Annotated in this window: 21 protein-coding genes; 2 read left to right on the plus strand and 19 right to left on the minus strand. The window is 47.4% G+C overall.

Annotated elements, in window-relative coordinates; all coding sequences use genetic code 11:
* Positions 1–6: 6 nt before the first annotated feature.
* The 3 genes from VT06_RS07610 to VT06_RS07620 form a co-directional block, all read right to left on the minus strand.
* Positions 7–384 (minus strand): hypothetical protein, encoded by a 378-nt coding sequence (locus tag VT06_RS07610; RefSeq protein WP_046553702.1) that lies wholly within the window; start codon positions 382–384, stop codon positions 7–9.
* A 302-nt stretch (positions 385–686) separates the two neighbouring features.
* The gene (locus VT06_RS07615) at positions 687–1,775 is read right to left on the minus strand and encodes an IS91 family transposase (RefSeq protein ID WP_200897935.1); all 1,089 of its coding nucleotides are present in this window, start codon (positions 1,773–1,775) and stop codon (positions 687–689) included.
* Positions 1,775–2,611, minus strand: a complete 837-nt coding sequence (locus tag VT06_RS07620) for a site-specific integrase (protein WP_046553704.1) — start codon at positions 2,609–2,611, stop codon at positions 1,775–1,777. Before VT06_RS07620 ends, VT06_RS07615 begins: the two co-directional genes overlap by 1 nt.
* 322 nt (positions 2,612–2,933) lie before the next feature.
* On the opposite strand from VT06_RS07620, the gene VT06_RS18775 reads away from it, so the two are divergent.
* Positions 2,934–3,449, plus strand: a complete 516-nt coding sequence (locus tag VT06_RS18775; RefSeq protein WP_304413417.1) for a phage integrase N-terminal SAM-like domain-containing protein — start codon at positions 2,934–2,936, stop codon at positions 3,447–3,449.
* Entirely contained in the window at positions 3,401–3,730 is a 330-nt protein-coding gene (locus tag VT06_RS18780) for a tyrosine-type recombinase/integrase (RefSeq protein WP_304413418.1), read from the plus strand. Before VT06_RS18775 ends, VT06_RS18780 begins: the two co-directional genes overlap by 49 nt.
* Before the next feature lie 40 nt (positions 3,731–3,770).
* Here the strand turns inward: VT06_RS18780 and prpF are convergent, their stop codons facing one another.
* The 16 genes from prpF to VT06_RS07705 form a co-directional block, all read right to left on the minus strand.
* Positions 3,771–4,958: a 2-methylaconitate cis-trans isomerase PrpF gene (gene prpF / locus VT06_RS07630; protein WP_046553705.1), complete on the minus strand. Its 1,188-nt coding sequence runs from the start codon at positions 4,956–4,958 to the stop codon at positions 3,771–3,773.
* 235 nt (positions 4,959–5,193) lie between these two features.
* The gene (gene acnD / locus VT06_RS07635; RefSeq protein WP_046553706.1) at positions 5,194–7,794 is read right to left on the minus strand and encodes a Fe/S-dependent 2-methylisocitrate dehydratase AcnD; all 2,601 of its coding nucleotides are present in this window, start codon (positions 7,792–7,794) and stop codon (positions 5,194–5,196) included.
* A gap of 133 nt (positions 7,795–7,927) precedes the next feature.
* The gene (gene prpC / locus VT06_RS07640; RefSeq protein WP_046553707.1) at positions 7,928–9,055 is read right to left on the minus strand and encodes a 2-methylcitrate synthase; all 1,128 of its coding nucleotides are present in this window, start codon (positions 9,053–9,055) and stop codon (positions 7,928–7,930) included.
* A 75-nt stretch (positions 9,056–9,130) separates the two neighbouring features.
* A complete protein-coding gene (gene prpB / locus VT06_RS07645) occupies positions 9,131–10,021 on the minus strand; it encodes a methylisocitrate lyase (protein ID WP_046553708.1) in 891 nt (296 codons plus the stop codon).
* 1 nt (position 10,022) lies between these two features.
* Complete coding sequence (locus VT06_RS07650) at positions 10,023–10,706, minus strand: GntR family transcriptional regulator (protein WP_046553709.1); 684 nt, start codon at positions 10,704–10,706, stop codon at positions 10,023–10,025.
* A gap of 537 nt (positions 10,707–11,243) precedes the next feature.
* Positions 11,244–12,032, minus strand: a complete 789-nt coding sequence (locus tag VT06_RS07655; protein WP_046553710.1) for a TatD family hydrolase — start codon at positions 12,030–12,032, stop codon at positions 11,244–11,246.
* A 22-nt stretch (positions 12,033–12,054) separates the two neighbouring features.
* Positions 12,055–12,381, minus strand: a complete 327-nt coding sequence (locus VT06_RS07660; RefSeq protein WP_046553711.1) for a PilZ domain-containing protein — start codon at positions 12,379–12,381, stop codon at positions 12,055–12,057.
* Complete coding sequence (gene holB, locus VT06_RS07665; protein ID WP_046553712.1) at positions 12,369–13,292, minus strand: DNA polymerase III subunit delta'; 924 nt, start codon at positions 13,290–13,292, stop codon at positions 12,369–12,371. The genes VT06_RS07660 and holB overlap by 13 nt, the downstream gene beginning before the upstream one ends.
* Positions 13,285–13,938 (minus strand): dTMP kinase, encoded by a 654-nt coding sequence (gene tmk, locus VT06_RS07670; RefSeq protein WP_046553713.1) that lies wholly within the window; start codon positions 13,936–13,938, stop codon positions 13,285–13,287. The genes holB and tmk overlap by 8 nt, the downstream gene beginning before the upstream one ends.
* The gene (mltG, locus tag VT06_RS07675; protein WP_046553714.1) at positions 13,931–14,947 is read right to left on the minus strand and encodes an endolytic transglycosylase MltG; all 1,017 of its coding nucleotides are present in this window, start codon (positions 14,945–14,947) and stop codon (positions 13,931–13,933) included. The genes tmk and mltG overlap by 8 nt, the downstream gene beginning before the upstream one ends.
* Positions 14,941–15,711, minus strand: a complete 771-nt coding sequence (gene pabC / locus VT06_RS07680) for an aminodeoxychorismate lyase (RefSeq protein ID WP_046553715.1) — start codon at positions 15,709–15,711, stop codon at positions 14,941–14,943. Before pabC ends, mltG begins: the two co-directional genes overlap by 7 nt.
* A gap of 104 nt (positions 15,712–15,815) precedes the next feature.
* Positions 15,816–17,054 (minus strand): beta-ketoacyl-ACP synthase II, encoded by a 1,239-nt coding sequence (gene fabF / locus VT06_RS07685; RefSeq protein ID WP_046553716.1) that lies wholly within the window; start codon positions 17,052–17,054, stop codon positions 15,816–15,818.
* 80 nt (positions 17,055–17,134) lie between these two features.
* The gene (acpP, locus tag VT06_RS07690) at positions 17,135–17,371 is read right to left on the minus strand and encodes an acyl carrier protein (protein WP_046553717.1); all 237 of its coding nucleotides are present in this window, start codon (positions 17,369–17,371) and stop codon (positions 17,135–17,137) included.
* Positions 17,372–17,498: 127 nt separating this feature from the next.
* Positions 17,499–18,245, minus strand: a complete 747-nt coding sequence (gene fabG, locus VT06_RS07695) for a 3-oxoacyl-ACP reductase FabG (protein WP_046553718.1) — start codon at positions 18,243–18,245, stop codon at positions 17,499–17,501.
* Between the two features lie 2 nt (positions 18,246–18,247).
* Positions 18,248–19,189 carry an ACP S-malonyltransferase gene (gene fabD, locus VT06_RS07700; protein WP_046553719.1) on the minus strand — a complete coding sequence of 314 codons (942 nt, stop codon included), beginning with the start codon at positions 19,187–19,189 and terminating at the stop codon, positions 18,248–18,250.
* Between the two features lie 21 nt (positions 19,190–19,210).
* Positions 19,211–20,170: a beta-ketoacyl-ACP synthase III gene (locus VT06_RS07705; RefSeq protein WP_046553720.1), complete on the minus strand. Its 960-nt coding sequence runs from the start codon at positions 20,168–20,170 to the stop codon at positions 19,211–19,213.

The raw sequence follows: 20,170 nt of genomic DNA on the forward strand, positions 1-20,170 counted from the left end.
TTATGTTTAAAATGCATAAAAATACACTGCAAAAAGGAGCGGTAAATACAAAATGCAGCTTACGCCTGCCACTAAACGCATTTTATTTTTACCCATAACCTCAGCAGCATAAACCAACTTAGGTGACCAAAAAATAGGTAATAGAGACCAGACTATGGCGATGAATAGCCAGCCCTGCCAGAAAGCTGGCGTGAGATAAGCCTTGCCCGCAATGAAGCCGTAAAAAGCGACTAGACACAAAGCCATAAATAATGCATTTGCTACTTCTTCTACTTTTACGATCCGAGGGCTTTTATCCTTTCCAGATACATACTCAAAGACCTTAAACGGAAAAGGCAGAACGATTAATGCAACCAATATCCAGAAGGTTACTTGCCAAAACATGGTTTAACTACTTTTAAACATAACAACTTAGTGTTTTATCCGGCACGTTGTTCATTGACGGATAAACGCCTGTTGAACGGCCCGGCTCACTTAATTTTTGGTATGGCTGATGCTAATGGAATTTGTATATTTAGGGAACAATTAATTTACAGACTTTTGTTACATAGGTGATTTGCTTTAGTGCCTTTTTATTGCTTCTCATCATATTATTAATCAGCTCTTTTCAAGATATGCCAACCATTGCGTAATACTTGGCCTCAGGCAGCTTTAGCCTGTTTTTGTTCACTCTACATCCTTACTGCTCAGCCGTCGGGGTTACCCTCAGGGCGATGCGCTATAACTGACGCCAAATGTAGTGACCCAACCTGACAATGCGAGCAACGCCAACACGGTGTTTCCCGCTCAGTAGCCGTTGCTTCATCTTTGGGTTTACGCTGCGCTTCCTGCTGCCTGATTATCGTCAGCTTTCGCTTGCGACATCGATTGGCCAACAAACCATAGTGCCTGATCCGCATAAAGCCTTTGGGTAAGACATGGCTCAGATAACGCCGGATAAACTCTGGTCCGCTTAAGGTCATCGCTTTACGTTTGTTGTCATCCCGATAGTCCCGGTAGCTAAAACTCACACCCTCTGCACTAATCCGCTGTAAACGGCTCTCATGTAACACACCTTTGCGGGTATAACGTCCTAGATAACGCAGTACCGTCTGCGGTTTACACAGGCAAGCTTTGCTAAACACCGTCCAAGGTGTTGTCAGCAGTGCATCCTTGTCCGGGATACTCAGTTTCTCATCACGCAGTTGTTGTAACATCTTTGCCCGGAACACCGTAGATAGCGCCTTCACCGGGAACAAGTAACCCTTATCTATCACCTGCCAGCGTTCTGCCTTGCTTAACATCCCCCCGGGGATTAAACAGTGCAAGTGAATATGCTGCGTTAATGTTTGGCCCCAGGTATGCAGTACGGCTGTCATACCCAGCTCTCCTGTGCTTTTACGATGCTGCAGCGCGAACTTACTCAGTGTTTGCCACACCGCACTAAAAAGACTTTTGTAGAGCTTTTCCGGCGCATACTGGCTAATGACATTCAGTTCATGTGGCAGAGTAAACACCAGGTGGAAGTACTTTACCTGCAACAGATTGGCCGCCTGCGCCTCTATCCAATCACGGGTACGCTGCCCCTGACATCGCGGACAATGCCTGTCTCTGCATGAGCAGTAAACTACTTGTTGCTGCTGGCAGTTATCACACTGCCATAGCTGCTGCCCTAAGGCTAAGGTACGACATTGCAGGATGTGTTTACAGGCGGCTTGTTGCTGCCAGTTCATTGCATAATGTTGTTGATAATCCGGTAAAAACCGCGTTAACACATCACTCAGGTGTAGGCTCATCATGTCGTCCAGCCCGCCAGTAAATCTCTGGCACCGCTGCCCATCTCCGGCAGCCAGTGAAGATAACGCTGAGTTGTCTTAATGTCGGTATGGCCTAATTGGTTTTGTAATTCATACAACGGCATCCCCGCAACCAACTGATGTGTCGCATAGGCATGCCGTAAACTATGGAGACTACATTGATTTGATATACCAGCAGCTCGAACCGCTTCTTTAAATGGCTTGGTAATACAACTGCTGGACATTGGCTTATCCATGCCACGACCAGAATAAAACAGATAGTCTCGGGGGCGATATAACTGCCAATACTCACGAAGTAAGTTAAGCACTGCCGGTGCAAGCACTACGTACCGGTCTTTATTGCCTTTACCAGCCAGCACTCTAAGTGTGCTTCTCTGGCCATCAATGTCAGCGACTTTGGTGTGGATTAGCTCCATTAATCTTAAGCCGGTTCCGTAGCAGGTCATTAACATAAAGCGATGCTTTCTGTTAGGACACAGTGAAATGACTAACTGTACTTCTGTTGGTTTTAGCATTACCGGCGCTTTAACCGGCCGCCTTGATAGCGGCTTGGTGATAGTAATCTCCTTGTGAAGCACCGCTTTAAAAAAGAAACAGATACCATTGAGTTGAACATGAATAGTATTGCGCGCTAACTGTTTCTCTAGCGTCAGATACCTGAAGTATTGCTCAAGCTGCTCTTCACTAATAGTGTCCGGCCGTTGGTGGTAGTGACGGCTTAACTGCTCAACCGCATACAGATAAGTTTCTTCGGTTCTTATAGCAAGACCACGCAACCGACATTCGTCGATCATCGCCTGACGTAACGGGGTCATGATTATTCTCCGGTTATGTAGGGAACATTCCCGGAGTAAGTGTGGCTCAATATCAGGGGGAGTGCTGAGAGCTCCGCGCAGCGGCTTAGTTCAACAGCTTATTAGTTTGGAATATCCACGCTTTCACACAGTGTAAATTCCATTCTATCTTTTGTAAAAAAAATACATTATCTAATAACCATCGGTAAATCAACAAATTTTTGTAAGTTGTATAGGAACAGCTTGGAGAAAGCGTGGTTTAAACTTGCGATTTACTTGCTAACAATAAATTTACCTAATACTGTATATTTATACAAATTAATTTATTTTAGGAGCATTGCTTATGTCATCGCCTTTTTTACAGTACCTTGCTGAATTTATGTTTGCACGTCGTTATGCGAAAAGAACTGTTGAAGCTTATGTTTACTGGGTTAAGTTTTATATTCTTTACCACAAAAAGCAGCATCCATCGTCATTGTCAGAGCAGGATGTTGAGGCGTTTTTAAGCTTTTTGGTTAATCAGCGCAATGTAGCCCCGCGAACCCAGGCTACGGCATTAAATGCGCTGAGTTTCTTATACAGTAAAGTGCTACAGCAGCCGCTATCACTAAATTTAAATTTTAATCGTTCCCACGTCTCACCTAAGCTACCCGTGGTATTAACCCGTGCTGAAATTTCGGCGCTGTTAAAAGTAGTCGACCCTAAATATAAACTGCTAACACAATTAATGTACGGCAGCGGGCTGCGACTGATGGAGGCGGTTAGATTACGCGTGCATGATATTGATTATGATTACTTGTCTGTAATGGTGTGGCGAGGCAAGTTGGTTGGCAATACTTATTTCCGTCCGGCAAACTGAGTACTGATCCAGACAGTAAACTGCTGCGCAGACATCATCTAGACGAAACCTGCTTAAGGCGTGAAGTTAAAATTGCAGCTAAAAAAGCTTCAATAGCCAAAAATGTCACTTGCCATACGCTGCGTCATAGCTTCGCTACCCACTTATTAGAATCGGGTGCCGATATCCGCACCGTTCAGGAACAACTCGGTCATTCGGATATTCGTACTACCCAAATTTATACCCACGTACTTAATCACGGCGCCAGTGGAGTGAAAAGCCCATTGTCACAATTGCTATAAAAAAGGGCGCTAAAGCGCCCCAGGTTAAAAATAGTTTTGGTTAAAAACAATCACCCGGCACTCGTACCGAGCCTTCCATTAACACCCTGGCGCTGCGGCTCATAATGGCTTTAGTTACAGACCAGTTGCCATTAATTAGCGTGGCTTCTGCACCAACTTGTAAAGTGCCTGACGGATGACCAAAGCGCACGGCTTGGCGCGCCCCTCCCCCTGCAGCCAGGTTAACGAGTGTACCGGGAATAGCGGCAGCAGTACCAATAGCCACGGCTGCCGTGCCCATCATGGCATGGTGTAGTTTGCCCATCGACAGCGCCCGCACCAGTAAGTCGATGTCGGTAGCGGCAACAGTTTTACCACTAGACGATACATAGGTTTGTGGTGCTGCCACAAATGCCACTTTTGGTGTGTGCTGGCGCATGCTAGCCTGGTTAATATCGTTTATCAGGCCCATTTTAAGCGCACCATAGGCGCGAATGGTTTCAAACCGCGCTAACGCGGCGGCATCGCCGTTAATCGCATCCTGCAATTCGGTACCGCTATAACCAATATCGGCAGCATTAACAAAAATAGTCGGAATACCAGCATTAATTAAGGTGGCCTTAACGCTGCCAATACCTGGCACATCTAATTGATCAATCAGGTTGCCAGTCGGGAACATGGCGCCGCCGCCCTCGCCTTCATCAGCCGCCGGGTTTAAAAACTCAATTTTCACTTCTGCTGCCGCAAAAGTTACGCCATCTAGCTCAAAGTCACCGGTTTCTTGTACTTCGCCGTTGGTGATGGGCACATGGGCAATAATGGTTTTACTAATATTGCCCTGCCAGATACGTACCGTACAAATACCGTTTTCTGGAATACGACTTTTGCTCACTAAACCATTGCTAATAGCAAATGAGCCCACTGCGGCACTTAAGTTACCGCAGTTACCACTCCAGTCAATAAAGGGTTTGTCTATCGCTATCTGGCCAAAAATGTAATGAACGTCGTGATCGGCCTTGCTGCTTTTACTTAAAATAACTGCTTTGCTGGTGCTAGAAGTAGCGCCGCCCATGCCATCGGTATGTTTACCATAAGGGTCGGGGCTGCCAATTACCCGCAGCAATAATTTGTCGCGGGCTGCGCCCGGCATCCGGGCAGCTTCTGGTAAGTCGTCGAGTTTAAAAAACACGCCTTTACTGGTACCACCACGCATATAGGTGGCTGGAATTTTGATTTGTGGTGTAGTCATAGTTGTTACCCATTGAAATCTATAAATTTGCTGGGAGTACGAGCCGAAAACCCTATTTTGCTTGCCGCAGCAACTCGCTCACGCTTGCGCGCTCACTCAGACACTCTACGGCAACAAAACAGGGCATCGGCTCTCCCATATCAAATTCGGAGTATAATTCCAGAAAAAATTGCTGCTCTTTCTAGTCGATATCTGCGGGACTTGATAGCGAAGCCAAACATAATCACTTCAAACGTTATACAGCACCCTGCAAAAAGTCTTGCGCAAAGCGCTGCAGTACACCACCTGCTTCGTAAATCGACAGCTCTTCTGCTGTATCCAGCCTGCAGATCATCGGCACTTCAAACGTTTCACCATTTTTGCGGTGAATAACCAGCGTTAAGGTTGCCCGTGGCTTACGCTCACCGGTTACGTCATAGGTTTCAGTGCCGTCTAATTGCAGCGTAGTGCGGGTAGTGCCGGCTTTAAACTCTAACGGTAATACACCCATACCAATTAAATTAGTACGGTGAATACGCTCAAAGCCTTCTGCGGCAATGGCCTCTACCCCGGCTAACCGCACACCTTTGGCCGCCCAGTCACGTGACGAGCCCTGGCCGTAATCGGCGCCGGCCACAATAATTAGTGGCTGTTTACGCTGCATGTAGGTTTCAATGGCTTCCCACATGCGGGTAACTTTACCCTCTGGCTCTAACCGGGTTAACGAGCCTTGTTTTACTTTGCCGTCTACCACAGCCATTTCGTTAATCAGTTTCGGGTTGGCAAAGGTGGCGCGCTGAGCAGTTAAGTGATCGCCCCTATGGGTAGCGTATGAGTTAAAATCTTCTTCTGGCAAACCCATTTTGTGTAAATACTCACCGGCCGCACTGTCTAACATAATGGCGTTTGACGGCGATAAGTGGTCAGTAGTGATATTGTCACCCAATACCGCCAATGGTCGCATGCCGGTTAAGCTGCGCTCGCCGGCAATAGCACCCTCACCTTCGGTTGCCCAGTAAGGTGGCCGGCGAATGTAAGTACTTTGTGGCCGCCAGTCGTACAACGGGCTTATTTGCTCACCAAAATCGACCGCCACGGTAAACATGGGCTCGTAAACCCGCCGAAATTGCTCGGGCTTAACGCTTTTTGCCACTACCGCATCTATTTCAGCATCATCTGGCCAAATATCTTTTAAAGTAATCGCGGTACCTTTATCGTCGTAACCCAGTATGTCTTTTTCAATATCAAAGCGAATGGTACCGGCAATGGCATAGGCTACCACTAAGGCCGGTGAGGCTAAAAACGCCTGCTTGGCATACGGGTGAATGCGGCCGTCAAAGTTACGGTTACCCGATAATACAGCGGTAGCGTATAAATCGCGGTCAATTACTTCTTGTTGAATAACCGGGTCCAGTGCACCACTCATACCATTACAAGTAGTGCAGGCAAAACCGACAATACCAAAGCCCAGCTGCTCTAGCTCAGGGAGCAAGTTAGCGTCTTCTAAATATAATTGCACCGTTTTTGAGCCAGGCGCCAGCGAGGTTTTTACCCAGGGTTTGCGGCTTAACCCTTTAGCATTAGCATTACGCGCCAATAAGGCCGCGGCAATAACGTTGCGCGGGTTAGAGGTATTAGTACAGCTGGTAATAGCAGCAATAATAACCGCGCCATCAGGCATTTTGCCCTCTTCCAGCAGGTACTTACCAGCAATACCACGCTCAGCTAACTCGCTGGTGGCTAAGCGGGTATGTGGGTTTGACGGGCCCGCCATGGTGCGACCCACACTGGATAAATTAAACTTAAGCACCCGCTGATATTGCGCCGTTTTTAAACTGTCGGCCCATAAACCGGCTGTTTTAGCGTAGGTTTCTACCAGCTGCACTTGCTTGGCTTCACGGCCGGTTAAGGTTAAATAATCCAGCGTTTGCTGATCAATATAAAACATGGCTGCGGTAGCGCCGTATTCCGGTGTCATATTAGAAATGGTGGCTCTGTCGCCCAAACTTAAACTGGTGGCGCCTTCGCCATAAAACTCTAAATAACTGGATACCACTTTTTGCTGGCGCAAAAACTCGGTTAACGCCAACACAATATCGGTGGCCATAATGCCAGGTTGGGCTTTACCGCTTAGCTCTACGCCAATAATGTCGGGCAGGCGCATCCAGCTGGCCCGGCCGAGCATTACGCTTTCTGCTTCCAGACCGCCCACACCAATAGCAAGCACACCCAGCGCGTCAACGTGTGGTGTGTGGCTGTCGGTGCCTACCAAGGTATCGGGGAACGCCACGCCATCTTGCGCATGGATCACCGGTGACATTCGCTCTAAATTAATCTGGTGCATAATGCCGTTACCCGGCGGAATAACATCGACGTTTTTAAAAGCTTTTTTAGTCCAGTTAATAAAATGAAAGCGGTCGTCGTTGCGCCGATCTTCAATAGCGCGGTTTTTTTCAAAGGCATCTTTATCAAAGCCAGAAAACTCTACCGCTAATGAGTGGTCGACAATTAATTGGGTGGGCACTACCGGGTTAACCTTAGCAGGATCGCCGCCCTGCTCGGCAATAGCATCACGCAAACCAGCTAAATCGACTAAGGCGGTTTGGCCTAAAATGTCATGGCATACTACCCGTGCTGGATACCAGGGAAAATCTAAGTCGTTCTTGCGATAAATAAATTGCTTTAAAGAATCGGTTAGCGTGGCTTTATCGCAGCGACGGACTAAGTTTTCAGCAAATACCCGCGAGGTATAAGGCAGTTTGGCATACGCGCCGGGTTCAATGGCATCGACAGCAGCCTCGGTATCAAAGTACTCGAGGTTGGTGCCGGGCAGTTTTTTACGATATTCACTGTTCATTATAGTTACCTGTGTTTCTCAGTGGTAGCGGCGAGATAATTTAAGAGCTGCAGCAACGGCCGAGTTGCTGTGGTGAGCATGGCGGGTGTTGCAACCGATCAGTTGCCATACCCGCTAACCTTAAAGTAAATACTTACCGCTCGGTAATCGGCTTAACGCTGCGTGGCTCTACGCCAACGTAGTCGGCACTTGGCCGGATAATACGGTTATCGGCGCGCTGCTCCATTACATGGGCGGCCCAACCGGTTAAGCGGCTACAAACAAATATTGGCGTAAACAATTTAGTTGGAATACCCATATAGTTGTAAGCCGAGGCATGGAAAAAATCGGCATTACAAAACAGCTTTTTCTCCCGCCACATTACCGCTTCGCAGCGCTCAGATACGTCATACAAGCGGGTATCGCCATTGGCCTTTGCTAACTTCTCTGACCAGGCTTTAATAACCGCATTACGGGGATCTGACTCTGAATACACCGCATGGCCAAAGCCCATGATTTTTTCTTTACGCGCCAACATACCCAGCAGTTTTTGCTCAGCATCATCGGCATTATCCATTTTTTCAATCAGCTCCATTGCCGCTTCATTAGCACCCCCATGCAGCGGGCCGCGCAACGAGCCAATAGCACCGGTAACACAAGAATGCATATCACTAAGGGTAGAAGCGCACACCCTTGCCGTAAAGGTAGAAGCATTAAACTCATGCTCGGCGTATAAAATTAGCGACGACTCCATTACCTCGGTGTGTAACGCCGACGGCTTCTCACCATGCAGGGTCCATAAAAACTGCTCGGCAATAGAATTGGCATCTGTTTCTACTTCAATCCGCTTATTATGATGGCTGTAGTTGTACCAATAATTCACCATGCCCGGAAATAGCGCCAGCATTCTATCAGTAACATCTTGCTGCACAGCAAAGTGTTGCTCGGTTTCCAGGTTACCCAGCATGGAGCAGCCCGTGCGCATTACGTCCATCGGGTGGGCTGAGGCCGGTATACGCTCTAACACGTCTTTTAGTGCCTGCGGCAGGCTGCGCATTCGCTTTAATGTAGTTTTGTATTCGGTTAGCTCACCTTTATTGGGTAACTCACCTTTTAAAATTAAAAACGCCACTTCGTCAAACGCGCAATGTGCTGCTAAATCTTTTACATCGTAGCCACGATAGGTTAAGCCTGAACCGGTTTTACCCACGGTTGATAAGGCAGTTTTACCGGCTACCTGACCACGCAGGCCGGCACCAGATAGTTGTTTTGCATTTGCCATTGTCTTGCTCCATATTTCTAAGAATTCGGTTGTTAATTCAACAGATATTTAGTCTGTTAATACATTCGCGTTGGCTTACTTATTTTTGCCGTCGTTAAACAAGGCATCAAGTTTTTGCTCAAAGCTGTGATAATTTAAAAAATCGTATAACTCAGCCCGGGTTTGCATGGTCTCTACCACCGCTTTCTGATCGCCATTGGCCAGAATAGACTGATACACCTTTAGTGCAGCTTTGTTCATCGCCCGAAATGCGCTTAGCGGGTACAACACCATTGCTACCCCAACGTTGGCTAGCTCGGCAGTATTAAACAGTGGCGTTTGGCCAAACTCGGTAATATTTGCCAACACCGGTATTTTTAACGCCTTGGTAAAAAGCGTGTATTGCTCCAGCGTGTGCACCGCTTCAGCAAAAATGGCATCGGCACCGGCAGCTTCACAAGCCAAGGCTCGCTCTAATGCCGCATCAACACCTTGCTGGGCTAACGCATCGGTGCGGGCCATAATAAAAAAGCTTTCGTCAACACGCGCGTCAACACTGGCTTTTACCCGGTCAACCATTTCATCTAACGACACAATTTCTTTATTTGGCCGATGGCCACAACGCTTTTGCGCTACCTGATCTTCAATATGAAAGCCAGCCGCACCGGCCCGGCTCATTTCTTTAACGGTACGGGCAATATTAAAAGCACCACCCCAACCCGTATCGGCGTCAACTAACAACGGCACGCTGGTTGCGGCCGTAATACGCCGGATATCTTCACAAACATCATTTAACGAGGTCATGCCTAAATCGGGTAAACCAAATGAAGCATTAGCTACGCCCGCGCCAGAAAGGTAAATAGCCTGATGGCCACTACGCTCAGCCATCATGGCGGTGTAAGCATTAATGGTACCGACGATTTGTAATGGTTGGTTTGCCGTAATAGCTGCGCGAAATTTGGCGCCAGCAGAAAGTGTATTAGCCATATCAAGTTCCCATTTGTTCAAGTTGTAATTCAATGTTACGCCGCGATGCTGCTATATGGCGGCGCATTAATAAATCGGCCAGCTCACCGTCACGGTTGGCAATAGCAGTAATAATAGCTTTATGCTCGTCAAACGCACGCGACACCCTGGGGCCATTCATACCAAGTTGCACCCGGTACATTCGTACCAGATAATACAGTTCGTCACATAAAATATTAATTAAGTAACTGTTTTTACTACCTAAAATAACCCGATAATGAAAATCTAAATCGCCCGCTTCCTGGTAATAACTTTCTCCCTCACGCACCCGCTGCGAGGATAAATGCTGATCCAATAACTGGCGCACTTCGGTTATTTCATCGTCGCTCATGTGTTCTGCCGCTAATTTGCAGGCCAGCCCCTCCAAATTCTCCCGTAACTGATACAACGCCAATAAGCCCGTTGTCGACAATTTTACTACTCTGGCACCGGCATTAGGAATGCGTTCAATTAAATGGCAGCGCTCTAGTCGCGCTAATGCTTCACGCAGCGGTGCGCGGCTTAAGTCGAAACGGCGGGCCAGCTCTGGCTCGCTAATTTTGCTACCAGCGGCCATATCACCGTCTACTATTGCCCGCTGAATTTCTTGTAAAACTCTATCGGCCGCAGTAATGGGTTTACGTAATGCAGGATGAGGCTGATACATATATTGTCGACATAATTAATCACGTAGTACTTTTTAAGCGCATTAATGGCTTATGTCAAGTTAAAATAGGACGCATTGTCGACAATATGCGCCTAAAGTAGTAATTCAATATAATACAAATACGCTTTATCTCAGCCGCTACCCTAGCGGCCCCTGCTGTAACTAGCATTTATATTTAGATTTTTTTGCTATTAAAATTACAGAAAAATGTTAAATCATATATAAACAATATTTGCCCCTAAAAAAGGGCGAAGGCGGCAAAACTGTGAAGTAGCGGCATTAAAGGGGTGGATAAGCTGGGGGTAACCTGAGCACAAACGGTGGGTAACCTGATTAAAGCAAGCAATTACAGCGCAACAATAAACAGGAAAAAGTGAAGTAGCTTTACTACACTTACATTACTTTATTGGTAACGTCTTTTCGATAGCGCACGGCTCATTCCCTATGAGCCATTCCCCTAGGCCCAGAACAATTTAGATTGGTTCTGGGCTTCTTTTATCTGCAACACCCTAATTGTTTTTTAATATTTATTTTATATCAATGTTTTAATTTCGTTTTACACAGTGGAAATAACTGATAAAAATTAGCGGTAGTTTGCTCTGCTAAAGCCGCCACGCTAATGCCTCGTAAGTCACTAATGGCTTCGGCTACCGCAGTAACATAGGCTGGCTGGTTAGTCTTGCCGCGAAACGGTACTGGCGCTAAATAGGGTGAGTCAGTTTCAATTAACAACCGATCAAGTGGTAACTTTTTAACCACAGCCCGCAGCTCATCGGCGTTACGAAAGGTCATAATGCCGGAAATGGAAATATAAAAGCCCAGATCAAGCGCCGCTTTGGCCATCTCGTAGCTTTCTGTAAAACAATGCAGCACCCCGCCTGCTTGTTCAGCGCGGTGTGATTTTAATAAGGCAATGGTATCAGTGCGGGCATCACGGGTATGCACAATTAAAGGCTTGTTTACCTGCCGTGCCACGTTAATATGGCTGACAAAAGCAGTTTGCTGCGCCCGTTTCGAGTCGGGGGCATAAAAGTAATCAAGCCCGGTTTCTCCAACAGCCACCACAATGGGTTGCTGGCATAGTGTTAGCAACTGCTGCTCATCTACGGTATCGGTTTGGTGCAGCGGATGTTCGCCACAAGACACTGATACCTGGGGGTAAGCCACTACAGTGGCTGCCATGGCAGCAAAATCTTTGATACTAACCGAGACACACAACATGTGTTCTACCTGACGCTCCCCTGCAGCGGCAATAACTTGCTCCAGGCTTAAGCCCAGCTTTTCCAATTCGAGCAAGTCAAGATGACAATGCGAATCTACAAACAAAACAACCCCTTAATGGTATTTACTACATGGTATAGGTAGGGTCGGTACTGTTTTGCATACCGCCCACTAATTTTTCAATTTTGCCGGATAAATTGGATTTATCATCAATAAAAGCCACTCCAATGCCAGCCGGATTAGCGCTTTGTGCGCCATGCGGTGCAACCCAAGCCACTTTACCAGTTACCACCATCGGCTCTAATGCGTCTGGCAGGGTTACGCTAAGTGCCAGTGACTGGCCCATTTTATAGTGCCGGGCAGAGCGGACAAACAAGCCACCATTTTTAAAAAAGGGCATGTAGCAGCGATACAATTCTTTAATATCAGTAAAGCCCAGCGTTAGCTCTTCCATTTCGCCTCCTGATGATGCAATAAGGGTGTTAATTCGGTTAGTAAACCACTTAACGCTAAGGCACTATTTTGCCCTATTATTTGGGTGGCGTCACGACACCAGCGCTGATAAGCCGTTAAAAGTGTGTGCTGGCGTTGAAATTCAAACGGTGTACTTAGGCGCTGGCGTAAATAAAAGCCCAGTATACCGGCAAGCTCAGTCGTGCCATCCAACTGTTTAACTGCACTGTTGTGCTCAAGCTGGCCACTAAAATAATCGTCTAACAGTGTCAGCACGCTGGCAAGGCTATCGGCTGTATTGGTTTTTAGTAACCTTAACGCCTTTAACGGCGAGCCTTGACAATACTCCAGTAAAAAAGGCGGCAGCGGCTGGTTATGTTGCTGGCTTAACCATTGCCGGCTTTGCTCTGCATTGCCAGCGCTAAGCTGCCACTGCTGACAACGGCTGCGAATGGTAGCAGACAGCTGCGAATAATTCTGGGTAATTAACATAATGTAACAACCGGCTGGCGGCTCTTCCAGGGTTTTTAACAGAGCATTAGCTGCCGCTTCCGTCATGGTGTCAGCCGCCGGTATAATAACCACCTTAACACCATGCTGCTGAGCAGCGCCCTGGGTAAAGCGGGTAAGCTGGCGAACAGCATCCACGCCGATATGCTGAGTGTCGCTATACAGCAGCAGTAAATCAGCATGATTGCCAGCCAGGCGAAGTAAACAACTCTTACAGCTACCGCAAGCACCGGTTAGTAGTGGTGTTTTACAGAGTAAAAGTGCCGCCAGCGCCTCAGCCATGGCGCGCTTACCTATACCCGCATTACCACTGAACACCAGCGCATGCGCCAGCTGATCGTTACCGGCCAGCGCCTGCAACTGCTTAAATTTTGCGTGTAACCAGGGATATAACTCAGCCATTGCACTGCTCTTTAGACGATACGGGAAAATAGCTGTTTAGTGCTATTATAATAGCCAGTTGCACGTCGGCCAGCGGCTTGCTGGCGTCTATAGTAACAATAGCGGGCTCTGTGGCCGCAATATCGCGGTATTTTTGCCGAGTTCGGATGAAAAAATCCAGCTGCTCTTGTTCAATCCGATCAAGTTGGCCACGGGCAGCAGCCCGGCTTAAACCAATAGCGGGGTCAATATCAAGGTAAAGGGTAAGATCGGGTTTGGTGTTACCCAGCACGCTGCTGCGCAAATTATTAATCAGTTGCTCGTCTAGCTGACGCCCTCCTCCCTGATAGGCCCGCGACGACATATCATGTCGATCGGCGACTATCCAGTCGCCTCTGGCCAGCGCCGGTCGGATCACGTTTGTCAATAACTGTACCCGCGCGGCATACATCAGTAATAACTCGGTTTCTGCTGCTAACTGCTCATTGCTGTCGACTTGTTTAACTAAAGTACGTAGCTTTTCGGCCAACGGCGTGCCACCGGGCTCGCGCGTACTGACTACCACTATCTGCTGTTGCTGCAGATAGTGGCAAATCGTTGCCATAGCGCTGCTTTTGCCAGCACCTTCAAGCCCTTCTACCACAATAAACTTACCTGTTTTACTCATTGTTTTTTCCCAAAATATATTTTCTTACCGCCGCATTATGTTGCTCAAGCGATACTGAGAAAACATGAGAGCCATCGCCGCGACTGACAAAATAATAGTACTCGCTGGTGTCAGGCTTTGCTGCAGCCTGTAAGGCACTGCTGCCAACTAAAGCAATAGGCCCTGGTGGCAAACCATGATGACGATAAGTATTGTACAGATGCGGGTTGCGTAAATCGGCGGAGGTAATGCGGCCACTGTAATCGGTTAAACCATAGATCACGGTCGGATCGGTTTGTAAGCGCATATTGGTGTTTAACCGGTTAACAAATACTGAGCTTACTAAGGATTTTTCCGCCAATAAACCACTTTCTTTTTCAATAATTGAGGCCATGATCAGTAATTGATAACGGTTTTGTAACGGCAACTCGCCCTGTCGTTGTTGCCAGGCTTGCTCTAACTGCTGCATAAGGGCTTGTTGCGCCCGCTTAACCAACGAACTGGCACTGCTACCGGCGGTGTAAAAATACGTATCGGCAAACAACAACCCTTCAGGATGAGTTGGCGCGGGGCCCCAGTCAGCAGGCCAGTCCAGTAAATCGAGCATCTGCAGGGTACTGTCAATATCCTGTGTCAGATAATGTGCGGCGTGTAAGCGGGCTAGTGCCTGCTGGGCCGTTTCACCATCAATAAACGTCAAACTAAATTGGGCGTCGGGGCCACTGACAAATAAGCGTAGCAGCGCCAGTAATGTTGGTTCTGCCGGTGTTTGATAAGTGCCTTGGCGTACTTTTGTTAGCTCAGGTTGCCATTTTAAATAAAGCCGTAATAGCTGGCAATCATACGACGTTAGCTGCCCCTGACTTGCCCATTGCTGACATAAACTACGGGCACTACTGCCCGCTGCCAGGGTAATATAAGGCTCGTTAACACTTATCGGGCGTTGTTCCAGCTGTTTAAATGCATAGTTGAGTAACAGCGTTATTAATACACCTGCCAACAACATCAGTAATAGCAGTTTTTTTAACATAGCAGCTCATTACACCAGGTTTTGGCCAGCGCCAGATCCAGTGCTTGGTTATGGTAAGATTGTACCGGCACCAGTCCCATCAGGGCGTTGCTCAATACCATGGCATCTACCTCAGCTAATGCTGGCAATAGCCAGTTCACTTCGGCAATATCTGGCCGTAAGCTCAGTACATGGCCACGCATTACCCCTGCTACGCCTGCCCGACCTAATTGCGGCGTAACCCAATGGCCGTTGTGGTGTAAAAACAGGTTGGCAGCAATAGCCTCTGTAATAAAACCCTGCTGATCGCACACCAGCATGTCGTCTACGCCTCTGCTATGGGCTTCTTGTTTTAACAGCACTTGCTCTAACCGGTTACAATGCTTTAACCCCGCTAATGCAGGTTGCACCGCTAACCGTAATTCGGCTAAAGCCAGTTTAACGCCTTGCTGCTGCCAAACGGTATAATCCAGAAGCGCACTGTGGCTGATAAATACTCTGGCTGGGGAAATACCAACAGGGCTGTAACCGCGGCCACCCTCACCGCGGGATATTTGAACTTTTAACACCGCATTAGCGAGTTTTTCCGCCGCTATGGCCTCGGTTACGGCCACAGAAACTAGGCTCCAGTCTGTAATAGTAATTCCTAGCTGCCTGGCAGTATGCTGCAAGCGCGCCAAATGCAGTGGCCAATGCAGCGGCAAACCATTGCTCACGCGGATAGTGCTAAAGAAACCATCACCGTATAGAAAACAGCGATCATAAGTACTGATAGTGTTAATCACGTGGTGTTATAACATCCAAAAATAAGGTCGAGTATGCCTTAATTTTCAGATAAAACAAAGGCTGCCGCGGCAGCCTTTGTAACACAAGAAGCTCAAGAAGCTGGCTAAATCCGTTTAAACAGGATAGAACCGTTGGTACCACCAAAGCCAAAAGAGTTACACAAAGCATACTCCAGTTTCGCCTGCCTGGCGGTATGCGGTACGTAATCCAAATCACAGCCTTCACTGGGGTTATCCAGATTAATGGTTGGGGTAACCAGCTGATCCTGCAACGATAACACCGTAATAATAGATTCAACAGAGCCGGCAGCACCGAGTAAGTGCCCCATCATTGATTTAGACGAACTCACCATTAGCTGAGCAGGTTTTGCACCAAAAATAGTCTTAATGGCCATAGTTTCCGCAATATCACCGGCTGAAGTCGAGGTACCATGTGCATTAATATACTGCACCTGCTCTGGGTTAACTGCTGCATCTTGCAGGGCATTTTTCATTGCCAAAGCGGCACCAGTGCCGTTTTCTGGCGGTGATGTCATATGATAAGCATCGCCACTCATGCCAAAACCAACCAGTTCAGCATATATCTTTGCGCCACGGGCCTTGGCGTGTTCGTACTCTTCTACAACCATGACACCGGCACCATCACCTAACACAAAACCATCTCGGTCTTTATCCCAGGGACGGCTTGCTTGTTCTGGTGCGTCATTACGGGTAGACAGTGCCCTAGCAGCGCCAAAGCCGCCCATACCTAAAGGCGTTGATGCTTTTTCAGCACCACCGGCAATCATCGCGTCAGCATCACCATAAGCAATCATGCGTGCCGCCTGGCCAATATTATGCACGCCGGTGGTACAAGCGGTAACAATACTAATATTGGGCCCTTGCAATCCAAGAATAATTGACACCTGGCCGGCAATCATATTAATAATGGTCGAAGGAACGAAAAACGGAGACAAGCGCTTTGGCCCGCTGCTAAGTAATTTAGTGTGATTTTCTTCAATTAAACCTAAACCACCAATACCTGAACCAATTGCGGCACCAATACGCGGCGCATTTTGCTCGGTGATTTCCAAACCCGAATCGCGAAAAGCCTGAATACCCGCCGCCACACCATACTGTATAAACAAATCCATTTTCTTGGCATCTTTTGCCGGAAAATATGGCTCAATATCAAAGTTTTTAACCAGACCTGCAAATTTAGTAGTGTAAGCACTGGTATCGAAGTGCTCAATAAAGCCAATACCACTTTGAGCGTGTTGCAAAGCTTGCCAGCTACTGGCTACGTCATTGCCAACTGGCGTTAACATTCCCAGACCGGTCACTACCACACGACGTTTTGCCATCGTGTCCTCCGTCTTAGCAAATTATATCTGTCTTGAAACGAAAACGGGTAGCTGCGCTACCCGTTTTACAAGCTTTCAGCTTACTCAGCGTGGGCTTTGATGTAATCAATCGCAGACTGAACAGTCGTGATTTTCTCTGCTTCTTCGTCTGGAATTTCAGTATCGAATTCTTCTTCTAACGCCATTACCAGCTCAACAGTATCCAGTGAGTCAGCACCCAAGTCGTCAACAAAAGACGCTTCATTTTTCACTTCGTCTTCTTTAACACCCAGTTGCTCGATGATAATTTTTCTAACGCGTTCTTCGATGTTGCTCATCTTTTCTTCCTTTTTCTCATATAAATCGCAACAATTCGTGCAATTTTGTGTGGCGGTAGTTTATGCGTAAGCTGCAATTGTTGCAAGCATGCTTACCAGCATTTTTTGCTGGTCAAACCTGCTCTGCTTATAGCATATACATACCGCCGTTAACGTGAATTGTTTCACCGGTAATATAGGCCGCCGGCGCGGATACCAAAAACGCTACTGTAGCAGCAATTTCTTCTGGCTTGCCCAACCGATTGGCCGGAACCTGCGAAAAAATAGCTTCTTTTTGTTCGTCTGATAATTCTTTAGTCATATCGGTATCAATAAAACCTGGCGCAACCGCATTTACCGTAATACCACGAGAAGCCACTTCACGCGCTAAGGATTTAGTAAAACCTAATACTCCGGCTTTCGCTGCTGCATAATTCGTTTGACCCGCGTTACCCATTGACCCCACAACAGAACCAATAGTAACAATGCGACCATAACGCTTTTTCATCATACTACGCAATACTGCTTTGCTTAAGCGAAATACCGATGTCAGGTTGGTTTGAATAATATCAAACCATTCATCGTCTTTCATCCGCATCAGCAAATTATCACGGGTAATACCAGCATTATTAATCAAAATATCGATTTCACCAAACTGCTTTTTTATCTCGGCTAAACATTGCTCAATCGAGGCCGGATCGGTAACGTTTAATACCATACCCTGGCCTTGCTCTGCCAGATAAGCAGAAATAGACTCGGCGCCTTTCTCGGTGGTGGCAGTACCAATAACCGTAGCACCTAATGTCGCTAACTGTTCAGCAATTGCCCGCCCAATACCACGACTAGCGCCGGTAACCAGGGCAACTTTGCCTTCTAAAGAGAGTAAGTTTGTCATTGTTATTCCTGTGAAAGCTGATTCAAAGCAGACTGAAGTGAAGCCTGATCGGTTACTGAACTGGTAATCAGGCTTTTATCAATACGTTTAATAAGACCGCTGAGTACCTTACCGGCACCTAGTTCAATTACGTCGGTAACCCCCTGCTTAGCCAGCCATTCAATAGTTTCAGTCCAGCGCACCGGGCTATATAACTGGCGTATAAGGGCCTCTTTTATTGCTGTGCTATCGCTGGCAATACTAACATCAACATTATTAACCACTGGCAATAACGGGGTATTAAAATGCAGTGCAGCCAAATCATTAGACAATTGTTTAGCAGCCGGGCGCATTAGCGCACAGTGCGATGGTACACTTACCGGCAGTGGTAATGCCCGTTTTGCACCGGCAGCTTTGCATAATTCTCCGGCGCGCTCTACTGCCGCTTTATGGCCGGCAATTACCACCTGCCCGGGTGAATTATAGTTAACCGGCGACACTACTTCGCCTTCTGCAGCCTCTTGGCATGCTTTAGCAATAGCAGCATCGTCCAAACCAATAATAGCCGACATACCGCCAACACCAGCCGGAACCGCTTGCTGCATGTAATTACCGCGCTGCTCTACCAGTTTTACTGCATCACTAAGGCTTAGCACGCCAGCACACACTAATGCCGAATATTCACCAAGCGAGTGGCCTGCAAAATAAGCAGGCTGGGCACCCTGTTGTTGTTGCCATAAACGCCAGATAGCAACTGACGCGGTCAGTAATGCCGGTTGCGTGCGCTGAGTTTCATTTAAGTCTGCTTTCGGGCCATTGGCCACCAGCGCCCATAAATCATAACCCAATGCGACAGACGCCTCAGCAAAGGTTTTATTTACAATGTCATGCTGATACAAATCGCTCAGCATACCGACGCTTTGTGAACCTTGACCGGGGAATACAATTGCAAGTTTTTTAGTCATTTTTTTGTCCTGCCGCGTAAATCAATAACGAACCAGAGCAGACGCCCAGGCAAAACCACCACCAAAGGCTTCTAACAATAAAGTTTGCCCGCGTTTAATCCGGCCATCTCGTATTGCTTCATCCAATGCGGTTGGCACCGTAGCTGCTGAGGTATTGCCGTAGCGGTCCAGGTTAATCACCACCTGATCCATCGACATGTCGAGCTTACGGGCAACTGCCGAAATAATGCGCAGGTTAGCCTGATGTGGCACCAACCAGTCAATCTGTGATTTATCCATGTTATTGGCACTAAGCGTTTGCTCAACAACCTGAGATAATTTGTTTACGGCCACTTTGAACACATCATTACCTTTCATACTACCCCAAGAGCTATGCACTGAGCTTTCATCTCCACGTATCGGATTATCAACATATAATAGCTCTGAGTATTTGCCATCAGCGTAAATATGGGTAGATAAAATACCGGGTTGCTCCGACGCCTCCAGCAGCACGGCACCGGCCGCATCACCAAATAAAATGACCATGGAACGGTCTTCAGGACTGATCAGTCGGGATAAACAATCAGAACCTATTACCATAATACGCTTGGCAATACCGGTTTTAATATACTGATCGGCCACACTCAGGCCATAACAAAAACCAGCACAAGCGGCCGCAATATCAAAGGCAGGGATTGGCGGCAGATCTAATTCCCGCTGAATTTCACAAGCCGCGCTTGGAAAAGCTCTGGCAGCGCTGGTAGTGGCGCAAATAATCATATCAATGCTGTTTTTATCAACGCCGGCAGCGGCAATAGCCTGTAATGCAGCCTGCGCGCCCATAGTAGCAACTGATTCATTGTCGGCGATGATTCGTCGCTCTTTTATACCGGTTCGCTCGATAATCCATTCATCGGTGGTTTCCACCATGGTTTCTAAATCAGCGTTGCTGCGAACTTGTGACGGGAAATAACTCCCGGTACCAATAATGCGTGAGTACAT

The organism is Arsukibacterium sp. MJ3 (assembly GCF_000987765.1).
In the GTDB taxonomy this organism is placed as follows: domain Bacteria; phylum Pseudomonadota; class Gammaproteobacteria; order Enterobacterales; family Alteromonadaceae; genus Alishewanella.

What these genes read in the sequence shown, in the direction of transcription:
- VT06_RS07660 (WP_046553711.1), bottom strand. Translation starts at nt 12,381, where the DNA reads ATGGAAGAGCTAACGCTGGGCTTTACTGATATTAAAGAATTGTATCGC.
- fabF (WP_046553716.1), bottom strand. Translation starts at nt 17,054, where the DNA reads ATGGCAAAACGTCGTGTGGTAGTGACCGGTCTGGGAATGTTAACGCCA.
- holB (WP_046553712.1), bottom strand. Translation starts at nt 13,292, where the DNA reads ATGGCTGAGTTATATCCCTGGTTACACGCAAAATTTAAGCAGTTGCAG.
- VT06_RS18775 (WP_304413417.1), top strand. Translation starts at nt 2,934, where the DNA reads ATGTCATCGCCTTTTTTACAGTACCTTGCTGAATTTATGTTTGCACGT.
- VT06_RS07620 (WP_046553704.1), bottom strand. Translation starts at nt 2,611, where the DNA reads ATGACCCCGTTACGTCAGGCGATGATCGACGAATGTCGGTTGCGTGGT.
- VT06_RS07650 (WP_046553709.1), bottom strand. Translation starts at nt 10,706, where the DNA reads ATGTATCAGCCTCATCCTGCATTACGTAAACCCATTACTGCGGCCGAT.
- prpC (WP_046553707.1), bottom strand. Translation starts at nt 9,055, where the DNA reads ATGGCAAATGCAAAACAACTATCTGGTGCCGGCCTGCGTGGTCAGGTA.
- VT06_RS07610 (WP_046553702.1), bottom strand. Translation starts at nt 384, where the DNA reads ATGTTTTGGCAAGTAACCTTCTGGATATTGGTTGCATTAATCGTTCTG.
- fabD (WP_046553719.1), bottom strand. Translation starts at nt 19,189, where the DNA reads ATGACTAAAAAACTTGCAATTGTATTCCCCGGTCAAGGTTCACAAAGC.
- VT06_RS07705 (WP_046553720.1), bottom strand. Translation starts at nt 20,170, where the DNA reads ATGTACTCACGCATTATTGGTACCGGGAGTTATTTCCCGTCACAAGTT.
- acpP (WP_046553717.1), bottom strand. Translation starts at nt 17,371, where the DNA reads ATGAGCAACATCGAAGAACGCGTTAGAAAAATTATCATCGAGCAACTG.
- fabG (WP_046553718.1), bottom strand. Translation starts at nt 18,245, where the DNA reads ATGACAAACTTACTCTCTTTAGAAGGCAAAGTTGCCCTGGTTACCGGC.
- prpB (WP_046553708.1), bottom strand. Translation starts at nt 10,021, where the DNA reads ATGGCTAATACACTTTCTGCTGGCGCCAAATTTCGCGCAGCTATTACG.
- mltG (WP_046553714.1), bottom strand. Translation starts at nt 14,947, where the DNA reads ATGTTAAAAAAACTGCTATTACTGATGTTGTTGGCAGGTGTATTAATA.
- tmk (WP_046553713.1), bottom strand. Translation starts at nt 13,938, where the DNA reads ATGAGTAAAACAGGTAAGTTTATTGTGGTAGAAGGGCTTGAAGGTGCT.
- prpF (WP_046553705.1), bottom strand. Translation starts at nt 4,958, where the DNA reads ATGACTACACCACAAATCAAAATTCCAGCCACCTATATGCGTGGTGGT.
- VT06_RS07615 (WP_200897935.1), bottom strand. Translation starts at nt 1,775, where the DNA reads ATGAGCCTACACCTGAGTGATGTGTTAACGCGGTTTTTACCGGATTAT.
- acnD (WP_046553706.1), bottom strand. Translation starts at nt 7,794, where the DNA reads ATGAACAGTGAATATCGTAAAAAACTGCCCGGCACCAACCTCGAGTAC.